Genomic DNA, 21,698 nt, shown 5'->3' with positions numbered 1-21,698 from the left:
ACCGCTGCCCCGCTCCCCGGTACGGGACGCCTGACGGGCGCGGCACGGTCATGACGAGGGGGAGGGACCGGTGGACCGGCCCCTCCCCCTTCCCGTGCGCCGCGCGGTCGGGGAGGGCTCAGGCGAAGCGGACCTCGTGCGAGGCGGCGGGCCCCGCGGCGAACGCCAGCAGCCGGCCGCCCTCCTCCGCCAGCGCCTCGCGGTCGGCCTCCCGCAGCGGGCCGAACGGCTCCAGCACCAGGGCGGCGGCGCCGCGCGTCCGCTCCAGGCGCCACATGCCGGCCACGAAGCCGTCCACCAGGAACGTCGGCCGGATCAGCCCGTTGCGGGTGAACACCCGGGACCGCTGCCCCTCGGTGAGGATCCGTGAGCGGTCGGCGTGCGAGAGCAGGATGTTGTCGAAGTCCGGCAGGAAGCGCACCGGGGCAGGGGTGTCCGCGCCGGGGCGGGGCGCCTGGGGCAGGTCGAACAGCTCGCGGCCGCCCTCGTCGCGGAAGACCGCCAGCCGCGGCCGCAGCCGCTTCACCGCCTCCGCGAGCCGGGTCATGCCGGACCACACCTGCATGTCCTTCACCGAGGCCGGGCCGAACGCGGCCAGGTAGCGCTCGATCATGGTGTCCGGGGCGTCCTGCCCGGCAAGGGGCCGGCCCAGCCACGCCTCGGCGGTGGTGTGCGCGGCCTGGCCGCTCTCGCCCCACAGTCCGCGCGGCGGCACCTGAACCAGCGGCACCAGGTTACGCACGGCGTTGGCCAGGGCGAACGGGTCGCGCTCCGGCCACCGTTCGGCGAGCCGCTCGCCCAGGCCGCCGAGGGTCAGCGGTTCCCGCTCGAGCAGCTCGCGCCCCAGCGCCGCCACCTTCTCCAGGTCCAGCCCCTCGAGCTTGCGCCCGAAGGCGCCCTTGAGCCCCTGCCGCAGCGCGCCCGCCAGGACCGGCCGCAGCGCGACGCAGTCGTCGGCCGTCACCAGGTGGATCGTGCCGCGCATCAGCACCAGGCGTACCACCGCACGGCCGCGGACGAGTGACGCCAGGTCCTCCACGGCGAAGCCGGCCAGCCGGGTCCACAGGCCGACGTAGGGCGGGTTCGGCGCCTGGGCCTGCATGCCCACCAGGTGCGCGACCGCTCCCGCGGCCGGCAGCGTCGCCCGCTCCAGCAGCAACTGCCGTGCCAGCAGCGCCCGGTTGAGGGCACGCCGGTCCAGCACCTTCATGTCTGCCGTCGTCACGACAAGTCGTTCCTTCCTCGGGTCCACTCATGACAGCACGGTGGCGTCCCGGACCGTGCCCGGGACGCCACCGTCGTACCGCGACCGCCGCTCAGCTCATGCGCACCAGCACCGTGCCGCTGTACCGGCGCTCCTGGAGGGCGAGGAAGGCCTCCGGCAGCGCGGCCGTGCCGCCCTCGACGACGGTGTGCGGGAGGACGATGCGCCCCTCGGCGAGCCACGGACCCAACCGCGCGTTCCACTCCTCGATCTGGTCGGGGGTGTGCAGCGTGGCGAAGCCGCGCAGCGTCAGGTCCTTGGTGATGGCCTGCATCAGCGGCAGCCGCGGGCTGCCGCCGTCGCCCCCGCGCTGCCCGGCCTCGGCCTCGGCGAACGCGAAGTGGTTCAGGGTCACCTCGGCCTCGGGATGGGCCGCCAGGCGGACCTCCCGGCTGACGGCGGGCAGCTCGACGGTGCTCAGACGGTGCTCCTTGCGAGGTGAACGGGGAGGCTGACCAGGTTGTGGTTGACGTCGCCGGCCCGCCACAGCAGCTCGCCCTCCGGCACGGCCAGGCGTGCGTCGGGGAACCGGCGGGTCAGCTCCTCCAGCGCGACGGCCAGCTCCACCCGGGCCAGCGGCGCGCCCAGGCAGTGGTGGATGCCGTGGCCGAACGCCAGGTGCGGGTTGTCGGCCCGGGTGAAGTCCACCGACTCGGGGTCGGCGAAGACCGCGGCGTCGCGGTTGGCCGAGGCGAAGGAGAGGAAGACGGCGTCGCCCGCGGGGATCGTCACCCCGCCGATCTCCACGTCCTCGGTGGCGATCCGGGGCATGCCCGAGGTGTCGTTGCCGGTCAGGTTGACCGTGCGCAGCAGCTCCTCCACCGCTGCGGGCACCTCCTCGGGGTGCTCGCCGAGCCGGCGCCACAGGTCCTGATGGCGGTCGAGCAGGGTGAGGGCGAAGTTGGAGATCTGGCCCGCGGCCGAGTCGAAGCCGCCGCCCAGCAGGGTGTAGCCCAGACCGACGAGCTCGCCGAAGTCGAGGCGGTCCTCGCCGTGGCGTGCGGTGATCAGCGCCGACAGCACGTCGTCGGCGGGCGCCGCCTGCTTGCCGCCCACCAGCCCGGCGATGTACGCGCCGAGCTTCTCGCGGCCCTCGACGGCCGGCTCCTCGGGCCCGGAGACGTCGGCGATCTGCCGTACCCAGACCAGGAACTGGGCCCGGTCCTCCTCCGGGACGCCGAGCAGTTCGCAGATGACGCCCATGGCCAGCGGCGCGGCGAACCCCTCCACCAGGTCGACCGGCGTGCCGTCCGGCTCCTTCTCCAGGACGTCGAGCAGCCTGCCGGCCATCTCGCGCACCCGCGGTCGCATGCCCTCGATCCGGGCGGGCGAGAACGCCTGCTCGGCCAGGACGCGCAGCCGGGTGTGGTCCGGCGGGTCGAGCGAGACGATCATCCCGGGCGGCGCCTGGAACAGACCGCTGAACTTCGGGGCGTCGGGCGCGTAGGAGGCGGCCCGGCTGAAGCGGGTGTCGTCCAGCACCTGCCGGACGTCCGCGTGGCGGGTCACGATCCAGGCGTGACCGCCGCCGTTCCAGCGCACGCGCACCACGGGACGCTCCTCGCGCAGCCGCGTGAAGAGCGGGTCCGGACCCCGGTAACTCGTGTCCGGGAAGGGGAAGACGGGGAGTTCCTCGTCGCTCACCCCGGTTGATCGGGCGGTCATGGCAGTGCCTCCGGGTCTGGATGGGGATCGGGCGGGTCAGGCCGTCACGGCGGGCTGTCACGGCGGCCCGTCTGGCCAACGGGGCCAGGAAGAAGCGCAGTTCGTCGACGAGCAGGCCGGGCTGCTCCGGCGCGGGGAAGTGGCCGCCGCTCTCGTGGTCCCTCCAGCGGCGCAGGTCGGTGAACCGGTGCTCGCACCAGGCGCGGGGCATCCGGCCGTCCCTGGGGAAGAGCGAGGAGGCGGTGGGCACGCCGACCGGGTGGCGGCCTCCGCCTCGGCGGCGCCCCGCTCCCTGGCACCGGTGGTCGCAGTGGGTCCTTCCTGCTGGGCGGTCCGCGTGCGGAACCGGACGGACCGACAGTTCCCGCGACACGGTGCCAGCGGCGGCTCGGGCGCAGGTGGAGCCGGGACGCGGCGGCTCCAGAGGGCCCCGAGGAGGGCTCAGGCGGCCGGCCGCAGTCTTGCCGGATGGGTAGCGCAACGACGCAGGACGCGACCTGCGCGAGGGGCCCGCTGAGCGGGCTGCGGGTGGTCGAACTGTCGGCCATCGGGCCGGTCCCTTTCGCCTGCATGGTCCTCGCCGACCTGGGCGCCGAGGTGGTCCGCGTCGAACGGGCCGACGGCGTGCGGTCGTTCGAACGGTGGCACCGGGAACTCGACCGGGGCCGGCAGCGGCGCGTCGCGCTCGACCTCAAGGACGCGGACGACGTGGCGCGGCTGCTGCGCCTGGTGGACGACGCCGACGTGTTCGTCGAGGGCTTCCGCCCCGGCGTCGCGGAGCGGCTCGGTATCGGCCCCGAGGTGTGCCTCGGGCGCAACCCGGCACTGGTCTACGCCCGCATGACGGGCTGGGGCCAGGACGGGCCGCTGGCCCGCACCCCCGGACACGACATCAACTACCTGGCGCTGACCGGGGCGTTGCACGCGATCGGGGAGGGGGGCGGCCCGCCCGTCGTCCCGCTCAACCTGCTGGGCGACTTCGGCGGCGGCTCGATGTTCCTGGTCGCCGGCGTGCTCGCCGCCCTGTACGGCAGGGCGGCCACCGGCGCCGGGCAGGTCGTCGACGCGGCGATCGTGGACGGGGTCGGCGCGATGCTCGGCATGCTCACCGCGATGCGGTCCGCCGGGCAGTGGCGCGACGAGCGGGGGGCGAACCTGCTGGACGGCGGCGCCCCCTTCTACACCTGCTACCCCTGCGCGGACGGCGGCCACGTCGCCGTCGGCGCCCTGGAGGAGCGCTTCTACGCGGCGCTCCTGGACGGCCTCGGCCTCGACGCACGGGCCCTGCCCGACCGCGACGACCCCGCCAACTGGCCTGTCCTGCGCGAAGAGTTCGCCCGCCGGTTCGCCTGCCACGACCGCGACCACTGGGCGCGGCTGTTCGAGCCGACCGAGGCGTGCGTGACCCCGGTGCTGACCGCGGCCGAGGCCGCCTCACACCCCCACCACCGGGCCCGCGACAGCGGCCCGGCCGCCCCGGCGCCGCGCTTCAGCGGCGCTCGGGCGGAACTCCACCGGTAACCGGCATCCTGCACCTCCGGTGCTGTGAGGGCGTCCGGCCGTCCGCGGCGTTTTTCCGAGGGCCCCACCCGGCCCCCCCAATGATCTGATGGGTACACCATGGCTATTTCCTCCGAGCAGGCTCCGCCCACGGAGAAGGAGGTACCCGCGGGCGGGAGCACCGCGCCCGTCCCCGACGGCGCGGCGACGCCCGACCCGAAGCGGTGGATGGCCCTCCTGGTGCTGCTCGTCGCGGCATTCATGGACATGCTCGACGGCACCATCGCCAACGTGGCCTCCCCGTCCATCCAGCAGGGCATCGGCGGCGGCTGGTCCGTCATCCAGTGGGTGCTGGTCGGCTACCAGCTCAGCTTCGCCCTGATGCTGATCCTCGGCGGACGCCTCGGCGACATCCACGGCCGCCGGAAGATGTTCCTGCTCGGCGTGGTGGGCTTCACCCTCGCCTCGCTGGGCGCCGGCCTTGCCCAGGAGCCGTGGCAGCTGGTCGTCTCCCGCATGATCCAGGGCGCCTTCGCGGGCGTCATGGTGCCGCAGATCCTCGCCATCCTGCACGTCACCTTCTCGGGCAAGGAGCGGGCCGGCGCGTTCGCCATGTACGGAGGCGTGGCCGGTCTGGCCGCCGCCGTCGGCATGGCCGCGGGCGGACCGCTCGCCGAATGGGACCTCTTCGGCCTCGGCTGGCGGCTGATCTTCCTGATCAACATCCCGGTCGGCATCCTCGGCATGATCTACGCCCCGCGCGTGCTGCGCGAGTCGCGTGCCCCGCACGCCCTGAAGCTCGACGTCCGCGGCGTCGTCCTGGCCACCGTCGGCCTCATGCTGCTGCTCTTCCCGCTGCTGCAGGGCCGTGAGCTGGGCTGGCCGCTGTGGGGCTTCGTGTCGATGGCGGCCTCGGTGCCGGTCCTCGCCGCATTCGTCATGTGGCAGCGGCGCCGCACGGTGCTGGACGGCTCGCCGCTGATGGAGCTCGCGCTGTTCCGCATCCGCAGCTTCTCCTCCGGCCTCGGCGTCAACCTCGCCTTCTACGTCGGCATCGGCATGTTCAACATCGGCTGGACCGTCTACATGCAGGTCGGCCTCGGCTGGTCCCCGATGCGGGCCGGCATGACCAGCCTGTCCTTCTGCATCGGCGCGTTCCTGACCTCCTCGGCGGCCATGGTCGTCCTGGTGCCCAGGTTCGGCCGCAAGGTGCTGCAGGCCGGCGCGGTCGTCACGGTGACCGGCGCGCTGTACTTCTTGTGGGCATCGAGCCACTACGGCAGCTCCATCAGCTCCGGGGACCTCGTGGTGCCGATGCTGCTGGTGGGCCTCGGCTTCGGCCTGATCGCCGCCCCGCTGCCGCAGATCGTCATCTCCGAGGTGCCGCAGAAGGACGCCGGCTCCGCCTCCGGCATCGTGCACACCAACGCCCAGCTCGGCTTCGCGGTCGGCGGCGCGCTGGTCGGCGTGGTCTTCTTCGCGGGCCTCGGCGGCAACACCGGCTCCACGATCGACGACCAGGCCGCGAACCTGCGACGCGACCTGGTCGCCACCGCCCACCTCACCCCCGGCGAGGCCGACACCACCGTGGCCGCCTACCGCGCGTGCGCGGTCGACCGGGTCGAGGAGAAGGACCCGTCGGTGGCGCCCGGGAGCTGCGCCGCGGCCCCCCTGCGGGACGAGCGGTCGGCCCCGATGGTCGCCGAGTACGCCAAGGACGCGCAGGGCGATTCCTTCGCCCTCAGCCTGGGGACCACCCTTTGGGTGTTCGCCGGCGTGGTCGCCCTCGCCTTCGCGCTGATGTTCGCGATCCCGCGGCAGATGCGCCTGGAGGCGCCCGAGGAGGAGGAGAACGAGGGAGGCGAGGAGCCGCAGACCGCCACGGCCTCCTGAGCCACGCCGCACGCCTCGCACCACCTCCCGCGCGGCGGGACCGGACGGGACACGCGTCCCCCGGTCCCGCCGCGTCGTCCTGCGCCCGGTCCATCCACGCTCCAGCGGTCCTCCGGCCCGTCGCCGGACGGTGGGGGACAGCATCCGAGAGCGGCCGGAGAAGCCGGCACGCGAGAACTAGGGAGGGGCGATGGCCGAGCGGGGCTTCCAGCTCTACGACACGACCCTGCGCGACGGCGCCCAGCAGGAAGGCATGGCGCTGACGGTCGAGGACAAGCTCGCCGTCGCCCGCCTGCTCGACGGACTCGGCATCGGGTTCATCGAGGGAGGCTGGCCCGGCGCCGTCCCCAGGGACACCGAGTTCTTCCGCCGAGCCCGCACCGAACTGCGCCTCGAACACGCCGAACTGGCCGCCTTCGGAGCCACCCGCAGGCCCGGCGTCCGGGCCGCCGACGACCCGCAGGTGCAGGCGCTGCTGGACTCCGGGGCGCCCGTGGTGACCCTGGTCGCCAAGAGCCACACCGGACACGTCCTGCACGCGCTGCGCACCACCCTGGCGGAGAACCTCGCCATGGTCGACGACACCGTGCGTCACCTGGTGCGCGCCGGCCGCCGCGTCTTCGTCGACGCCGAGCACTACTTCGACGGGCACCAGCTGGACCGCGACTACGCCCTTGGCGTGGTGCGCACCGCCGCGGAGGCGGGCGCGGAGACCGTCGTGCTGTGCGACACCAACGGCGGCTCGCTGCCCGACGAGGTGGCCGCCGTGGTCGCCGACACGCTGGCGGCCACCGGCGCCCGGATCGGCATCCACTGCCACGACGACACCGGCTGCGCCGTCGCCAACACCATGGCGGCCGTCGACGCCGGCGCCGACCACGCCCAGGGCACCGCCCACGGCTACGGGGAACGCTGCGGCAACGCCGACCTGTTCACCGTCGTCGCCAACCTGGTGCTCAAGCGGGGACGGGAGATCGTGCCGCTGGAGCGGCTGGCCGCGCTCGCCGAGACCGGCCGCGCGGTGGCCGAGCTGACCCAGCTGCCCGGCGCGGTCGCCGCCCCCTACATCGGCGCCTCCGCCTTCACCCACAAGGCCGGGCTGCACGCCTCCGCGCTGCGCGTGGACCCCGACCTCTACCAGCACACCCGCCCGGCCCTGGTCGGCAACGCCATGCGCACCCTGGTCTCCGACATGGGCGGACGCTCCTCCATCGAGCTCAAGGCCCGCGAACTCGGCTACGACGTGGCCGCGGGCTCCCAGGAGGTGGCCCGCGCCGCGCGGCGCGTGAAGGAACTCGAGAACGTCGGCTACAGCTTCGAGTCGGCCGACGCCTCCTTCGAACTCCTGCTGCGCGAGGAGCTGTCGGGCGCCCCGCGGCCGCGCCCGTTCGCGGTGGAGTCGTGGTCGGTGGGCGTCCTGGGCGTCGGCGACGACGAGGTCCGCACCGAGGCCAGCGTGTCCCTGACGGTCGACGGCCGGTCCGTGACCGCCACCGGCCAGGGCAACGGCCCGGTCAACGCCCTGGACACCGCGCTGCACGCCGCGCTCGACCCGTGCTTCCCCGCCCTCGCCCGGCTGCGGCTCGTCGACTACCGGGTGCGGGTCCTGGGCGGTGAGAGGGGCAGCGGCGCCGCCGCCCGCGTCCTCATCTCCTACGAGGACGGCGGCCGCCGCTGGAACACCGTCGGCGTGGACGCCAACACGACCGCGGCGAGCTGGCACGCCCTGCTCGACGCCGTCCACTACGTCCTGCTCGACACCGCACCCGCCCAGGCGGCCCTGACGGCCGGGCGCCGCACCGCCGTCGCGCCCGGCACGGCCGGCGCCCCCGCCGCGGCGGACGGGTCCGAGCCGCTCCGCCCCTGACCGACGAGCCCCCCGACAAGCAGAGCTGGAGAGACAGTGCGTCCCGAAGACGTCTACATACGGGGGACCTCCACCCGGCTCCCCTCCCGCCTCACGCTCGCCGACGCCGTCGCCTCCGGCGCGTGCCCGCCGGGGACGGCCGCCGCCACCGGCATGGAGTCGGTGGCGTACTCGCCCGAGGAGTCGGCCGCCGAGATGGCCGCCGCCGCGGCCCGCACCGCGCTCGGCCGGGCCGACAGCGGCGGCGGCGACGTGGACCTGCTGCTGCACGCCGACACCTACCACCAGGGCCAGGACCTGTGGCCGGTCGCCTCGTACATCCAGCGCGAGGCGCTGCGCAACAGCTGCCCGGCCGTCGAGATCCGCCAGATGTCCAACGGCGGACTGGCCGCCCTGGACCTCGCCGCCGCCTACCTCACGGCCGGCCACGGCCGCGGTGACGCCCTGCTGACCACCGCGGACCGCTTCTGCGCGCCCGGCATCGACCGCTGGACCACCGACCCGGGCACCCCCTACGCCGACGGCGCCACCGCGCTGGTGCTCTCCCGGCGCGGCGGCTACGCCCGCCTGGTCTCCCTCGCGCTGCACGCCGACCCCGAACTGGAGCCGCTGCACCGCGGCGACGACCCGTTCACCACGGCGCCCTTCGGCCACCGCATGCCCGTCGACTTCGAGGCGGCCAAGAAGGCCTTCGTCGGCCGCACCGGCCTGTCCTACGCCATCACCCGCGCCCACAACGGCCAGCAGACCGTCATCAAGCAGGCCCTCGCGGACGCGGGCTCCGACCTGGCCGAGGCCGACTGGGTGGTGCTGCCGCACTTCGGCCGCCGCCGGCTGACCGCCATCTACTACAAGCCGTTCGGCATCGACCCCGCCCGCACCACCTGGGACTTCAGCCGCACCGTCGGCCACCTCGGGGCGGGCGACCAGTTCGCCGGCCTGGACCACCTCGTCTCCACCGGCCGCGCGGCGCCCGGCGACCGGGTGGTCCTGGTGAGCGTCGGCGCCGGCTACAGCTGGGGCTGCGCCGTCGTCGACGTCCTCGAGCGGCCCTCCTGGGCCGGGGAGAGTCCCGCCTGACCTGCCGCCCGACCTGCCGACCGGCCTCCGCGACCGCTCCGGCCCCACCGGCGGTCCACCGCGGCTCCAGTTCCGCTCCAGCCGTTCATGCCAGCCTCGAGTTCCGCCCTTCCGGCGGACCGTTTTGAAGGGAGTTTCGCCGTGGCACCGACCGCTGCGTCCGAGACCGAAGCTCTGCACGTCACCGAGCACTCCATCACCGTGGCCGCGCCGGCCGACACCGTCTACGCGCTGGTGGCCGACGTCGCCGGGTGGCCGCAGGTCTTCGGGCCCACGGTGCACGTCGAGGTGCTGGAGGAGGCCCCCGCCGAGGGCGGCGAGCAGCTCCTGCGCATCTGGGCGGTGGCCGGCGACCGGGTCCGCACCTGGACCTCGCGCCGCGAACTGGACCCGGCCGCCCGCACCATCACCTTCCGCCAGGTCGTCACCGCCGCGCCCGTCGCCTCCATGGGCGGCGAGTGGCGCCTGCGGGAACTGGAGGACGGCACCACCCACGTCACGCTGCTGCACGACTACCGCGCCGTGGACGGCGACCCGGCCGCCGAGGAACTCATCGAGCGCGCCGTGGACGGCAACAGCCGCGCCGAACTCCTCGCCCTGAAGAACACCGCCGAACTCGGCGACGCACGCGAGGAACTGCACTTCACCTTCAGCGACTCCGAGACCGTCTTCGGCGCGGCCGGCGACGTCTTCGCCTTCCTGGACCGCGCCGACCTGTGGCCCGAGCGCCTCCCGCACGTGGCCCGCCTCGACCTCACCGAGGACGGCACCGGCATCCAGCACATGGACATGGACACCGCGAGCCCGGACGGATCCACCCACAACACCACGTCGGTGCGCGTGGTCTTCGAGGACCGCAACGTGATCGTCTACAAGCAGCTCAAGGTGCCGGTCGCGATGAGCGGCCACACCGGGCGCTGGGTGATCGAGACCCTCGGCGACGGCAACGTGCGGGCCACCTCCTGGCACACCGTCACCCTCGACCCGGAGGGCGTGCGCACCGCGCTCGGCCCCGAGGCCACCCTCGCCGAGGCCCGCGCGCTGGTGCGCAAGGCGCTGGGCACCAACAGCTCGACCACCCTGAAGCACGCCAAGCGGTTCGCGGAGGAAGCGCGTGCCCGGGCGTAGGCAGGAGACCCCGCTCACCGTGATCAACCGGTTCACGGTCCGGGGCGACACCGGACGCTTCGAGCGGGCGTTCCGCGAGCACTCCCAGTACCTGCGGGGCCGGCCCGACTTCGACTTCCTGGTCACCGTCCGGCTCGTCGAGCGTCCCGACGTGTACGTGCACCTGGGGCACTGGCGGACCACCCGCGGCTTCCTGGACACCGTGCACGAGGACGACTTCCACGGCTACGTCAGGAAGCTCGGCCCCATGGTCGACGCCGAGGCGGACCAGGCCGTCAGCGAGGGCCGGGTGCTGCGCGGGGAGGCCCTGGTGGGTGCGGAGAACGTCGTCCTGACCCGGGCCAGGACCTTCGGCGGCAGCGACTCCTCCGCCTTCCGGCGCCTGTTCGCCGAGACCACGGAGTACTTCGCCGGACTCGACGGCTTCGGCGGCAGCGACCTGCTGCGCTCCACGCTGCACCCGGGCACCTGGACGGGCGTGCACTGGTGGCGCGACACCGGGGACTGCGAGCGGGCGCTGGCCGGCCGCGGCCACGTCTCGCTGCTCGCCCGGATGCGCAACACCGCCGACGTCGAGGTGGAACGCACCCGGCACGTCGCCTACGAACGCCTCCTGTCCTGAGGCGCGCACCCCGCCGGAGCCGAGGACCCGACCGTGCCGGACACGGCCCGGGGGCCTCGGCTCCGGCGCGTCCGGGACGCGAGCCCGCTTCGAGCGCCCGGGCGCAGGCTGTCGGCATGGCGAATCCGATGCGTATCGAGGTGGTCCGGGGCCGGCCCGACGCGGCCGAGCTGGCGGCGGTCACGGCCGTGCTGCTCGCCCTGTCGCGCCGCGTCGGCGAACCCGGCGCGCCGGCCCGGCCGGCCTACGCCGGCTGGACCGTGCGGAGCGACGGCCACCGGCCCGTGCCCGCGGGGACCACGCCGTGACCGGGAGCCCGCGGCGAGGCCGCACATCCACGCGCGGCGGAGCCCTCCTCGACGAGAGCGCCGAGGGACAGGCACTCCGCCCGCCGACAGCAGAGCCGGCCGCCACCCGTCCCGGAGGACGGGCGCACGGCGGGGAAGGGGGAGACGTGACCGTTCACCGGACGTTGACGGAGCACATCCGGGCCCAGGCGGTCAGGACGCCGGACCGGGAGGCGCTGATCCTCCTCACCGAGCATCGCGGCGGCCTGCGGCCCAGGACGATCACCTACGCCGCCCTCGACCGCTCGGTGCGCGGCCTGGCCGCCGTACTGGCCCGGCACGTCCGCCCGGGCGAGAGGGTGCTGGTCGCCCACCGCTCGCGCGAGCTGTTCGTCACCGCGTTCCTCGCCTGCCTCCACGCGGGCGCGGTCGCCGTCCCCGTGGCCCCGCCCGACGGGCGCGGCCACCACGACCAGCGGGTCGCCGGGATCGTCCGGGAGACGGCCGCGGTCTGCGTGCTCACCTCCACCGACGAGGCCGGCGAGGTGTCGCGGCTGCTCGCCCGCACCGGTCACGGCGAGGTCGTCTGCCTGCCCACCGACGGTCCGGCCGCGGACGCCCCGACCGCCGTCGGCCCCGGCTCCGACGAGCCGTCCGCGCCGGACGCCGACGCGGTCGCCTACCTCCAGTACACCTCCGGCTCGACCCGCGACCCGCGCGGCGTGGTCGTCACCCACCGCAGCCTGCTCGCCAACCAGCGGGCCATCCGGCAGGCGCTGGGCACCCGCGAGGGCGTTCGGGTCGGCGGCTGGCTGCCGCTGTACCACGACATGGGCCTGGTGGGGCAGCTGCTGCACCCGCTGTGGCTCGGCGGCACCGCCGTCCTGCTGACCCCGGCCGCCTTCGTCCGGCGCCCCGCCAACTGGCTGGAGACCATCTCCCGTCACCGGATCGCCGTGAGCGCCGCCCCGGACTTCGCGTACGAGATGTGCGTGCGCCGCGTCAACGACTCCCAGCTCGTCGGCCTCGACCTGTCCTGCTGGGAGACCGCCGTCGACGGCGGCGAACCCGTCGACGCCACCACCCTGGCCGCGTTCGCCGAGCGGTTCGCCCCGGCCGGGCTCGACCCGCGGGCACTGACGCCCTGCTACGGCCTGGCCGAGGCCACCCTGATGGTCTCCGGCTCCCGCGAGGACGGCGCCGCCGCACCGCTCCCCGTCGACGCCGTGGCCCTGGAGAGCGGCCGGCTCGAAGAGCCCGCCGGCCAGGTGCGCCTCCTCGCGCACTGCGGGCCGCCCGCCTCCGCCGACGTGCGGATCGTCGACCCCGACAGCCACGCCGAGGTCCCCGACGGCCACGTCGGCGAGATCTGGGTCAGAGGCGCCGGCGTCGGCCCCGGCTACTGGGCCCGCCCCGCCGAGACCAACGCCGCGTTCGGCTGCCGGATCGCCGGACAGGGCGGCGGGTACCTGCGCACCGGAGACCTCGGCGCCTTCCACGACGGCCTGCTGTACGTCACCGGCCGCCTCAAGGACATGATCGTGGTCGCCGGGCGCAACCTCTACCCGCAGGACCTGGAGCGCACCGTCCAGCAGGTCAGCGGGGTGTTCGGCGCGGCCACCGCCTTCGCCGTGCCCGGCGTCCGCGAGAGGATCGTCGTCGTCCAGGAGCTGCGCGCCGGCAGCCGCTACGACGTCGACCTGGCCGCTCTGGTGGCCGCCGTGCAGCAGCGCATCATCGAGGAGTACGACGTGCGGGCCGCTGCCGTCCTGCTGGTGCGGCCGGGCACGGTCCGCCGGACCACGAGCGGCAAGGTGGAACGGGCCGCGATGCGCCGCCTGTTCCTGCGCGGCGAACTCGCCCCGCTGCACCAGCGGGTGGAACCCGAGGTCGAGCGGCTGCTGGTGGCCGGGGGTGGGCGGTGACCGGCGCACCCGAACGCGCGGCCACCCTGGAGCTGGCGTTCGGCGCCCTCGACGACCCGGACAACCCGCTGGGCGCCGCGGCCCTGCTGGCCGCCGACGCGGCCGGCGAGATGCTGCCCGAGGCCGAGCGGGTGCTCGACGACTTCGGGCTCAACGCCGAGTTCGTCCCCGCCGACGTCGGCGGCCGGCTCGAGCGGATGGACCACCTGGGCAGACTGCTGCGCCCGGTGTTCCGCCGCGACGCCTCCCTGGGCTTCGGCTACGGCCTCAACTGCTTCTTCGCCGCCGCCCCGGTATGGACCGCCGGCGACGAGAAGCAGCGCCGGCACGCCGCCCGGCTCCTCCTGACCGGCCGGCGCATCGCCGTCGCCCGGCACGAGGTCGCCCACGGCAACGACTTCGTCCGCGACGAGTTCACCGCCCGGACCGTCCCCGGCGGCCTGGTGCTGGACGGCAGCAAGTCGGCCATCGCCAACGCCTCCCGCGCCACCGGCCTGGTCGTCTTCGCCCGCACGGGCACGGCCGCCCGCGGCCGCAGCCACAGTGTCCTGCTGCTCGACCGCGACGAGCTGCCCGCCGACCGGGTCACCGACCTGGCCCGCCGCACCACCACCGGCATGCGCAGCGCCGAGTTCGGCGGACTGGCGATCACCGACTGCCCGGTGCCCGCCGACGCGGTGCTCGGGGAGATCGGCGACGGCTACGAACTCTCGCTGCGTTCCTCCCTGCTGATCCGCGGCCTCATCCCGTCGATCGTCCTCGCGGGCGCCGACACCGCGCTGCGCACCGTGGTCCGCTTCGCCGTCCGCCCCCGCGCCGACGGCCGCTCCTCCCTGGACGTGCGGCACGTGCGGGACGTCCTCACCGGCGGCTTCCTCGACCTGCTGGTCATCGACTGCCTCGCCCTGGTCGCCACCCGGGCGCTGCACCTGCTGCCCGGGCAGATGAGCGCGTACGCGGCGGCCGCCGCCTACCTGGCCCCCAAGCTGGTCGCGGAGAGCATGGACGAGATGTCCTCCGTGCTGGGCGAGGAGACCTTCGCGCAGGACGGCGCGTACGGGATGTTCCAGAAGCAGCGCCGCGACCTGCCGGTCACCTCCCTCGGGCACGCCGGCAGCGCCGGCCGGCAGGTCAGCATCCTGCCGCAGCTGCCCTACTTCGCCCGGCACGCCTGGTTCGCCGACCCCGAACCGCCGCCCTCCCTGTTCCGGCACGACGAGGCGATCCCCCCACTCGACCTCTCGCAGCTGGTGCTCCTCGGCGACGGCGACCCGCTCGCCGCGACGCTGGTCGCCTCCACCGACCTCCTGGAGGCGGCCCGGCCGCCGTGCGACGACGGCGGCCCCGTCCTGCGGTTCCTGGTGCGGGTCCTCACGGGCGAACTCGCCGAACTGAAGAAGGCGTTCGAGGACGTCGCCGAGGGGGACCGCGAGGCGCTGTCCAGCCCCCGCAGCTTCGGACTCGCGGACCGCTACACCCTCGTCCTCGCCGCGGCGGCCTGCCTCGGGGTGTGGCGGGAGGAGCGCAGGGCCCCCACCGGCCCCGCGAGCGCCTTCCTCGCCACGCCCGCCTGGATCACCGCGGCGCTCTACCGCCTCGTCGAACGCCTCGGGCTGCCGCTGCCCGACCGTCCGGAAGGGCAGGAACGGCTGGTGCTCGACGAGGTCGTCGCGCGGCTGCACAACCGCCGCAGCTACGACCTCTACGCCTCCCGGCTCGCCTGACCCCCCGTCCCCCCGCAGAGCACGTCAGGGAGCACCCCATGAAGGACCAACCACACGGAGAACAGGACGACTTCGCCGTCGCGCACCGGGAATGGCTGAGCGAACGCGTCGCCCACTACATCGGACACCCCGTCGACGACAGCGTGCCGCTGGCCGAGGAGGGCTTCGACTCGGTCGCGGCGCTCAGCCTGTACGGCGACATCGAGGAGGAGTTCGGAGAGCTCATCGAACCCGACGACGTCCAGGCGTACCCCACCGTGCGCCGGCTCGCCGAGCTGCTCGCCATGCGCGGCGCGGGCCGGGACGGCCACCGGGTGCGGACGGCGTTCGTCTTCACCGGACAGGGCTCCCAGCACCCCGGCATGACCACCGGCCTCTACCGCCACTCCACCGGCTACCGGACCTTCCTGGACGAGGCGGACGCCGCCGTCCGCCCCTGGACGGGACGGTCCGTGGTCGAGCTGATCCTCACCGGCGACCAGGCCGTCCACCGCACCGCGCTGACGCAGCCCGCCCTGTTCGCCGTGGGCTACGCCCTGGCGCGCACCCTGGAGGAGGCCGGGGTGCGCCCGGTCGCCGTCCTGGGCCACGGCATCGGCGAGTTCGCGGCCGCCGCCGTCGCCGGCGCGCTGACCCTCCCGGACGCCGCCCGCCTGGCCTGCGCGCGCGGCGCCCTCATGCAGGAACTGCCGCCCGGCGGCGGCATGATGGCCGTCTGCGTCACCCCGCACGAGGCGGCCGAACTCGTCGCCGAGGAGCCCGCCGCCGGCATCGGCGCCGTCAACGCGGCCAAGTCCGTCGTGCTGTCCGGCGACCGGGCCGCCCTGGCCCGCATCGAGGGCCGGCTCGCGGAGCGCTCCGTCCGCTGCCGTCACCTGGCCGTCTCGCACGCCTTCCACTCGCCGCTGATGGCCCCGGTGGTCGCCCCGTTCGAGGCCGAACTGCGCCGGATCCGCGCGGCGGCCGCCCGGGTGCCGTTCTACTCGACGGTCCACGGACGGCTGACCACCGAGCCGCTCTACACCTCCTACTGGAGCGAGCAGATCACCGCGCCCGTCCGCTTCGCCGACGCGGCCCGCGGCATGCTCGCCCAGCAGACGCCGACCCACGTCGTCGAGATCGGCCCGCGCGCGGTGCTCACCCCCTACCTGCGGCGGATGGGCGGAGGCCCGCGCGGCCCTGTCTGCCTGCCGGTGTGCCAGGGACCGGAGAGCGACGCCGTCGACCTGGCAGGGGTGATCTCCGCCCTCGACGCCGGTCCGCTGGCCGCGGCCCTGCCGGGAGGCACCCGGTGAGGGGACGGACCAGTCGCCCGCTGGAGGCCGCGGACCCGGACGGCCCCTGGGACGAGGCGCGCGCCGAACTGCTGCGCACCGGCACCGTCGTGCTGTACGCCCGGATGGGCCCGTGGCTGCCCGACGGCGGCTCGGAGGCCGACCTGCGGCGCCGGCTGGGACGCGACTGGCGGCGCTACGAGAGCATGGGCCGGGCCCGCTCGCGGGAGCGGTTCGCGGCCTCGCGGCTCATGCTGCGCTGCTCGGCGGCCGCGGTCCTCGGCACCGCGCCCGAACTGGTCGACCTCGCCTACCAGCCGGGCGGCCGCCCCTACGTGCGCGGCTGCGACCAGATCGACGTCAGCCTCAGCCACACCGAGGACGTCATGGTCGTCGGCATCACCCGTCGGGGCCGGATCGGGGTGGACGTCGAGCGCGCCGACCGGCGTCTGGCGCACACCGGCTCCGAACGGCAGGCGTGCACCCCCTACGAGAAGGCACGGCTGGACGCGGGCGGCGAGGAGACGCGCAACGCCACCATGGTGCGGCTGTGGACCCTGAAGGAGGCCTACAGCAAGGCGCTCGGTCAGGGACTGCGCTTCCGGTTCACCGAGTTCGGCTTCGCCCTGGACGACGCCGCGCCGCGCCTGGTGCGGCCCGACGGCACGCCGGTGCCCGGCGGCGAGTGGCAGTTCGGCACCTACCCGGCGGGCGCCGGATTCGTGCTGAGCGTCGCCGTCTGGGACGCCGGGTTCGGCGACCTGGCGGACCTGTCGGTGGGCACCATGCTGGACGACGGCATGCTCGACGCGCTGCTCGGCGCCGGCGGCCCGGCGCGCGGCCCGGCCCGGTCAGGGCAGCCAGCCCGCCTCCTCGGCGATGCGGATGGCGTCGATGCGATTGCGGGCCCCCAGCTTGCCGACGATGGCCGTCAGGTAGTTGCGGACGGTGCCCTTCGACAGGTACAGGCAGCCGGCGATCTCGGCGGCGTCGGCGCCCCGGGCGGCGAGGCGTAGGACCTCCAGCTCGCGCGGTGACAGTGGGTTCTCCGGCGAGTCCCACGCGGTCAGCGCGAGCTGCGGGTCCACCACCCGGCGGCCGGACGCCACCGACCGCACGGCCAGCGCCAGCTGGTCGGGCGGCGAGTCCTTGAGCAGGAAGCCGGAGACCTGCGCCGACAGGGCACGGCGGAGCGTGCCCGGGCGCCCGAGCGTGGTCAGGATCAGCGTGCGGCAGCTCGGCAGCCGCTCGTGCAGCTCGGCGGCCGCGGTCAGTCCGTCGATGCCCGGCAGGTCGACGTCTATCACCGCCACGTCCGGCCTGCAGGCCAGCGCGGCCTCGACGATGGTGTCCCCGCGGTCGACGGTGGACACCACGTGCAGGTCCGGCTCCAGCTGGAGCAGCGCGACGAGCGCGCCCCGGACCATGTGAACATCCTCGGCCAGGAGGATTCTCACCGACAACATCCTTACCCCCGGTCAGATGGACGTCATGCCACAGCGGTTCTCTCCATGCGGGCCGGCTCGAACATCAGCGGCTCCGTCTCCTCGGCGCTCTGGGGCCGCAGCGGCGCCCACACCTCCAACAGGAATCCGCCGTCGTCCTGGAGGCCCGCGGAGAGCCCGCCGCCGATGGCGGCCGCCCGGGACCGCAGGTTGTCCAGTCCGCTGCCGCCCGAGTGGTCGGAGAAGATCCGGCCGTGCTCGTGCGGCTGGTCGTTGGTCAGACGCAGACGGACCGTTTCGTCGTCCATCTCCGCCTCGATGGAACACACCCGCACCCGGCTGTGCCGGAGGATGTTGGTCACGCCCTCGCGCAGCGCGGTCGCCAGGACGGTGTCGACGACCGGGTGCAGCCGACCGCACTCCACGTCCACCCGCGCCCGCACGTCGGCGGCGGCCAGCACCGACCCGGCGGACTCGGCCTCCTCGGCGAGGGACATGTCGCGGTAGCCGCTGGAGACCAGCCGCACGTCGGCCAGCGCCTGCCGCGCCACCTGGAGCACGGAGGCGATCTCCTTGCGCGCCGTCTCGGGCCGCGTCGTGATGAGCCGCTGGATGAGCTCCCCCTTCAGCGTGATGGCCGAGAGGCTGTAGCCCAGCAGGTCGTGCAGGTCGCGGGCGAACCGCAGCCGCTCCTGCGCGACGGCCATGCGGGCCAGCTCCTCGCGCGTGTCGTGCACCTCGCGGACCAGGTCCGTCAGGCGGGTCAGGCCGTAGATGACCAGACCGGTCAGCGTGCCGGCGAGGGTGTAGTAGACCACCAGGTCCACCGGCGCTCCCGCCAGCAGGTTGTACGCCGGGATGAACGCGATCAGTGCCGCGTAGCTCGGCCAGGCGTAGCGGGCCGGCAGCGTGAGCAGCAGCGAGGCCGCCAGCGGCCCTTCCATGCTGCCCCAGCTGACGCCGAACCAGGCCAGCGGCGCGAAGGTGAGCACCGCCTGGAGGGCGAGCATCAGCGCCTTCCGGGCCGGGGGCCACTGCCGGGCCCCCGGCGAGGACACCGCGAACTGCACGCCGAACAGCGCGAGCACCAGCCCGACGCAGACGGTCAGTTCGCCCACCGGGGGGCTGGTGCGCACGACGTTCAGCACCGTCATGGTGCCGTAGAGGACCAGCGCCACCACGATGATCGCCTGCGCGAGCCGTGGAGCCGGTGCCTGCGTCCGGGGTGAGACCCGAAGGACGTTCCTCGTCGGCATCGCCGCCTCCTAGCGAGGGATCCGTGATGGCGGACGCATGGTAAGCCGTGACGCCGGACACAGGCCAACGGTGCGCGGTCACCGTAGAACTCAGACAAACAGGGGGATCGGGTTGATTTCCTCGTACGGCGTGGGACGTGACAGCCTGCCCAGCTCGACCGGGATGTCGAACAGGCGGCCACGGGCGAAACGCGCCCAGAAGTGACGCATCCCCGGGATGACGACCTTTACCACGGGAAGTCCCACGTCGGGACGGGTCTGGTCGAGCACCAGCATCTCCATGCCCCGGTCGCGGACGAGCTTCTCGGCGAACTCGACGTCCTCGCGCAGATCCTCACGGTGCGAGAAGGCGTAGGACGCGGGGGCGCGCGGGGCTTCGGCCGGATCTTGGCGAAGGTATGGCTGATTCTCCACCGTCGCCCCGTGCCACCAGCGGGTCAGGTCCACGTCGTCGGACATGAGATCGGCCGATTCCGCTTGTGCGGGCAGCAATTGGCCGGCCTCGGTGACCGCTCGGCGCAGCGCGAGCCGCGGATCGAAGTGGGCGCCGAAGCCGAAGGAGATGCCCTGGACCGGTCCCGAGGAGCGGCGGGTCACCGCCGCCATGACCGGTATGCCGAGGTCGGCGGTGAGGTCGAGCACCCACAGCTCGCGGCCGAGCCGCTCGTAGGCGAGGCGGGTGCGGGAGAGCCACGGCTCGTCGAAGGCGTCGAGGTCCACGGCCGGCTGACGGGTGCGGTTGTACCACCACAGGGCCACCGCGTCGCGTTCCACGAGTTCCAGGAACCCCTGGACGACGGCGTCCTCCGGGCTGCTGCCCGCCGCGTTGCCGTTGGAGTCCGCCCACGGCGCCGCGGCGACGCCGCCGGGCGGCGGGCCGAAGTAGAGCATCGAGGTGGGCAGCAGCCGGTGGGCGTTCGCGGTCAGCGACCACACCGGCGTCCAGTCGACCGGCGCGTGCGGGTCGAACGGCGGGGGGACCTGCTGGAACTGCGCGTGCACCGGGTTCCAGAGGTGCCGCTCCGCGAACTGCCGGTCGGCGTACAGCTGGCAGGAGTTGGGGTGCAGGGCCGCCTCGCCGAGCCCGGCGAGGGAGTCGCGCACCACGGGCTCGTCGCCCTGCCGCGCTCCGCAGTAACGTTCCAGCGCCTCGCACAGTGCGCCGACCTCGGCCTCCTCGGGCGTGGTCCCCTTGCCGCCGCTGCGTCCGCGCAGTCCGCCCCGCAGACCGGCCAGCGAACGGCTGTCGCCCAGGGCCAGGTTGCGGCCGGCCAGGTAGCGGTTCAGGCCCTCCGGCGAACCGGGGGCGGGTCTCAGCTCCGAGACGATCCCGGTGACCGGATCGGCCAGGTGCCGGTAGCGCGCCAGCACCGCCGCCGCGCTCAGCGAGCGGTGGTTGCCGCCCACCACGCCCGCCTTGGGGCTGGAGGCCGGCACGAAGGGCCGCCGCACCCGCCGGGCGACCAGCCGCGGGTCCCCGCAGACGGGGCACTGCGGACGGCGCGACACCGGGTGCCGCTCGGTGGCCAGGGTGCGGGTGTCCAGGGTGCACACCGCGCGCTGCCCCTCGTACCGCATTCCCGCCACCCACTTCGCCGCCTCCAGCACCGCGGTGTGCAGGCCCAGCGCCCGCACGGTGGCGAAGGAGACCTCAGGGACCGGAACCGTCCCGTCGAGGCCCAGGGCGTGCAGCACCGGCGCGGACGAGGTGCGGTGCTGGCGCAGCCGGTGCGCCAGACAGGCCCAGCAGGCGGCCCCGTCCTCGCCGAACACGGGGCCCACCCAGGTCTCCGCGCCGGACGGCTTGGCCGGCAGCCAGACCCGGCCGGCCGCTCGGTGCCAGGCGTCCACCTCGGCGAGACGGGGATCCAGGTAGTCGTCGCACAGGACGAGGGTGAGGGCGGCCTCCTCGCCGGGCTCAGCGGCGCCGACCACCCGCAGTCCGGCCACCCGGCACTCGGCCTCCGCGGCGGCGGGATCCCGGCGGCCGCCCAGGTCCACGACCCGCACCGCGTTGAGGCGGAACGAGGCCGACGCGCTCCGGGGGTTCAGTCCCGCGAACTCCCAGTACGCCTCGGCCGCCGCGTCCGAGGCGGGGTCGTGGTAGCCGACCAGGTCGGCCCGCGCCAGTTCGGCGATCACGCGCGCCGCGGTGGCCGGCGGCACCGTGGCCGCCGCCTCCCGCAGCACGCCCGACAGGGTGCGGGTGCCGTCCAGCAGCGCCGCGAGTTCCTGGACCTCACGGCCCTGCAGCGCCGTCGTCCCCCGCTCCGAGAGGAGGTAGACGGCGTCGCCGTCGATGGCCTCCACCCGCAGATGTCTCTTGAACCCCACCGGCAGCTCCGTGCCGGTTCCCCCGTCGGCGATGGTCATGCAGGCGCCGCCCCGGACTCACCGGGAAGCGGCGCCATGATGGTGGCGCAGCCGTAGCAGCCGCCGGCCGCGCCGGAGCCCGGCCGGTCCAGGTGGTCGATGACCAGGGTCCGGCCGATGCCGCCGTCGGCGAGGGAGGCGCCGAACGCCTCCGCGAAGTCGTCACCGTACACCGGCTCCGACGCCGCGAACCCGAACTCGGCGAGGACCGCGACCGGGTCGCTCGTGTAACGCTGCGCCAGCTCGGGCTCGAGGCCGGCGCGGGCGGTCAGCAGGGCGAAGCGGTGATCGCCGGTCAGCGGGAGCGTGCCGGCCCCGGAGACGGCCGGCGCGGAGAGGTGCGTGACGGTGTTCATGATGATCCCTCTGTGTTGGGTTCGGACTCACGAAGCTGC

General features: G+C 74.5%; 17 protein-coding genes and 1 pseudogene. 11 read left to right on the top strand and 7 right to left on the bottom strand.

All coding sequences use genetic code 11. The features are described from left to right. Positions 1–118: 118 nt before the first annotated feature. The 3 genes from ACFRAV_RS21310 to ACFRAV_RS21300 form a co-directional block, all read right to left on the bottom strand. Positions 119–1,225, bottom strand: a complete 1,107-nt coding sequence (locus ACFRAV_RS21310) for a winged helix DNA-binding domain-containing protein (protein WP_382557848.1) — start codon at positions 1,223–1,225, stop codon at positions 119–121. Between the two features lie 91 nt (positions 1,226–1,316). After that, on the bottom strand, positions 1,317–1,619 hold the full coding sequence (locus ACFRAV_RS21305; protein ID WP_382557847.1) for a hypothetical protein: 303 nt from the start codon (positions 1,617–1,619) through the stop codon (positions 1,317–1,319). A 62-nt stretch (positions 1,620–1,681) separates the two neighbouring features. Continuing rightward, positions 1,682–2,929 (bottom strand): cytochrome P450, encoded by a 1,248-nt coding sequence (locus ACFRAV_RS21300; protein WP_382557846.1) that lies wholly within the window; start codon positions 2,927–2,929, stop codon positions 1,682–1,684. A 468-nt stretch (positions 2,930–3,397) separates the two neighbouring features. On the opposite strand from ACFRAV_RS21300, the gene ACFRAV_RS21295 reads away from it, so the two are divergent. From ACFRAV_RS21295 to ACFRAV_RS21245, 11 genes and pseudogenes are all read left to right on the top strand, one after another. Further along, on the top strand, positions 3,398–4,450 hold the full coding sequence (locus tag ACFRAV_RS21295) for a CaiB/BaiF CoA transferase family protein (RefSeq protein ID WP_382557845.1): 1,053 nt from the start codon (positions 3,398–3,400) through the stop codon (positions 4,448–4,450). A 99-nt stretch (positions 4,451–4,549) separates the two neighbouring features. After that, positions 4,550–6,322 (top strand): MFS transporter, encoded by a 1,773-nt coding sequence (locus ACFRAV_RS21290; RefSeq protein ID WP_382557844.1) that lies wholly within the window; start codon positions 4,550–4,552, stop codon positions 6,320–6,322. Positions 6,323–6,512: 190 nt separating this feature from the next. Then, positions 6,513–8,189 (top strand): citramalate synthase, encoded by a 1,677-nt coding sequence (gene cimA / locus ACFRAV_RS21285; protein WP_382557843.1) that lies wholly within the window; start codon positions 6,513–6,515, stop codon positions 8,187–8,189. Between the two features lie 36 nt (positions 8,190–8,225). After that, the gene (locus ACFRAV_RS21280) at positions 8,226–9,269 is read left to right on the top strand and encodes a ketoacyl-ACP synthase III family protein (RefSeq protein WP_382557842.1); all 1,044 of its coding nucleotides are present in this window, start codon (positions 8,226–8,228) and stop codon (positions 9,267–9,269) included. A 141-nt stretch (positions 9,270–9,410) separates the two neighbouring features. Beyond that, positions 9,411–10,397 (top strand): aromatase/cyclase, encoded by a 987-nt coding sequence (locus ACFRAV_RS21275; protein WP_351113196.1) that lies wholly within the window; start codon positions 9,411–9,413, stop codon positions 10,395–10,397. Continuing rightward, positions 10,384–11,019 (top strand): hypothetical protein, encoded by a 636-nt coding sequence (locus tag ACFRAV_RS21270; RefSeq protein ID WP_382557841.1) that lies wholly within the window; start codon positions 10,384–10,386, stop codon positions 11,017–11,019. The genes ACFRAV_RS21275 and ACFRAV_RS21270 overlap by 14 nt, the downstream gene beginning before the upstream one ends. Positions 11,020–11,135: 116 nt before the next feature. Then, on the top strand, positions 11,136–11,327 hold the full coding sequence (locus tag ACFRAV_RS21265) for an acyl-CoA carboxylase subunit epsilon (protein ID WP_382557840.1): 192 nt from the start codon (positions 11,136–11,138) through the stop codon (positions 11,325–11,327). 146 nt (positions 11,328–11,473) lie between these two features. Continuing rightward, positions 11,474–13,231, top strand: a complete 1,758-nt coding sequence (locus ACFRAV_RS21260) for a fatty acyl-AMP ligase (protein ID WP_382557839.1) — start codon at positions 11,474–11,476, stop codon at positions 13,229–13,231. Further along, the gene (locus tag ACFRAV_RS21255) at positions 13,228–14,955 is read left to right on the top strand and encodes an acyl-CoA dehydrogenase (RefSeq protein WP_382557838.1); all 1,728 of its coding nucleotides are present in this window, start codon (positions 13,228–13,230) and stop codon (positions 14,953–14,955) included. Before ACFRAV_RS21260 ends, ACFRAV_RS21255 begins: the two co-directional genes overlap by 4 nt. A 38-nt stretch (positions 14,956–14,993) precedes the next feature. Further along, positions 14,994–16,250, top strand: coding sequence for an acyltransferase domain-containing protein (locus tag ACFRAV_RS21250; RefSeq protein WP_382557837.1), 1,257 nt, complete (start codon positions 14,994–14,996; stop codon positions 16,248–16,250). A gap of 104 nt (positions 16,251–16,354) precedes the next feature. Beyond that, positions 16,355–16,912, top strand: a pseudogene (locus ACFRAV_RS21245) (4'-phosphopantetheinyl transferase family protein); the annotation flags it as partial. Between the two features lie 168 nt (positions 16,913–17,080). On the opposite strand, the gene ACFRAV_RS21240 reads toward ACFRAV_RS21245, so the two are convergent. The 4 genes from ACFRAV_RS21240 to ACFRAV_RS21225 all read right to left on the bottom strand — a co-directional run bounded on the left by ACFRAV_RS21240 (position 17,081) and on the right by ACFRAV_RS21225 (position 21,659). Next, a complete protein-coding gene (locus ACFRAV_RS21240) occupies positions 17,081–17,695 on the bottom strand; it encodes a response regulator transcription factor (protein ID WP_351113202.1) in 615 nt (204 codons plus the stop codon). Between the two features lie 23 nt (positions 17,696–17,718). Beyond that, positions 17,719–18,930, bottom strand: coding sequence for a sensor histidine kinase (locus ACFRAV_RS21235; protein ID WP_382557836.1), 1,212 nt, complete (start codon positions 18,928–18,930; stop codon positions 17,719–17,721). A 90-nt stretch (positions 18,931–19,020) separates the two neighbouring features. Continuing rightward, complete coding sequence (locus ACFRAV_RS21230) at positions 19,021–21,303, bottom strand: TOMM precursor leader peptide-binding protein (RefSeq protein ID WP_382557835.1); 2,283 nt, start codon at positions 21,301–21,303, stop codon at positions 19,021–19,023. Continuing rightward, positions 21,300–21,659: a hypothetical protein gene (locus tag ACFRAV_RS21225; protein ID WP_382557834.1), complete on the bottom strand. Its 360-nt coding sequence runs from the start codon at positions 21,657–21,659 to the stop codon at positions 21,300–21,302. The genes ACFRAV_RS21230 and ACFRAV_RS21225 overlap by 4 nt, the downstream gene beginning before the upstream one ends. Between the last annotated feature and the right edge of the window lie 39 nt (positions 21,660–21,698).

Source organism: Streptomyces sp. NPDC056600 (assembly GCF_042792855.1).
Lineage (GTDB): Bacteria > Actinomycetota > Actinomycetes > Streptomycetales > Streptomycetaceae > Streptomyces.
Note: the sequence above shows the minus strand (reverse complement) of the source record. Positions and strands in the feature narration are given on the sequence as shown.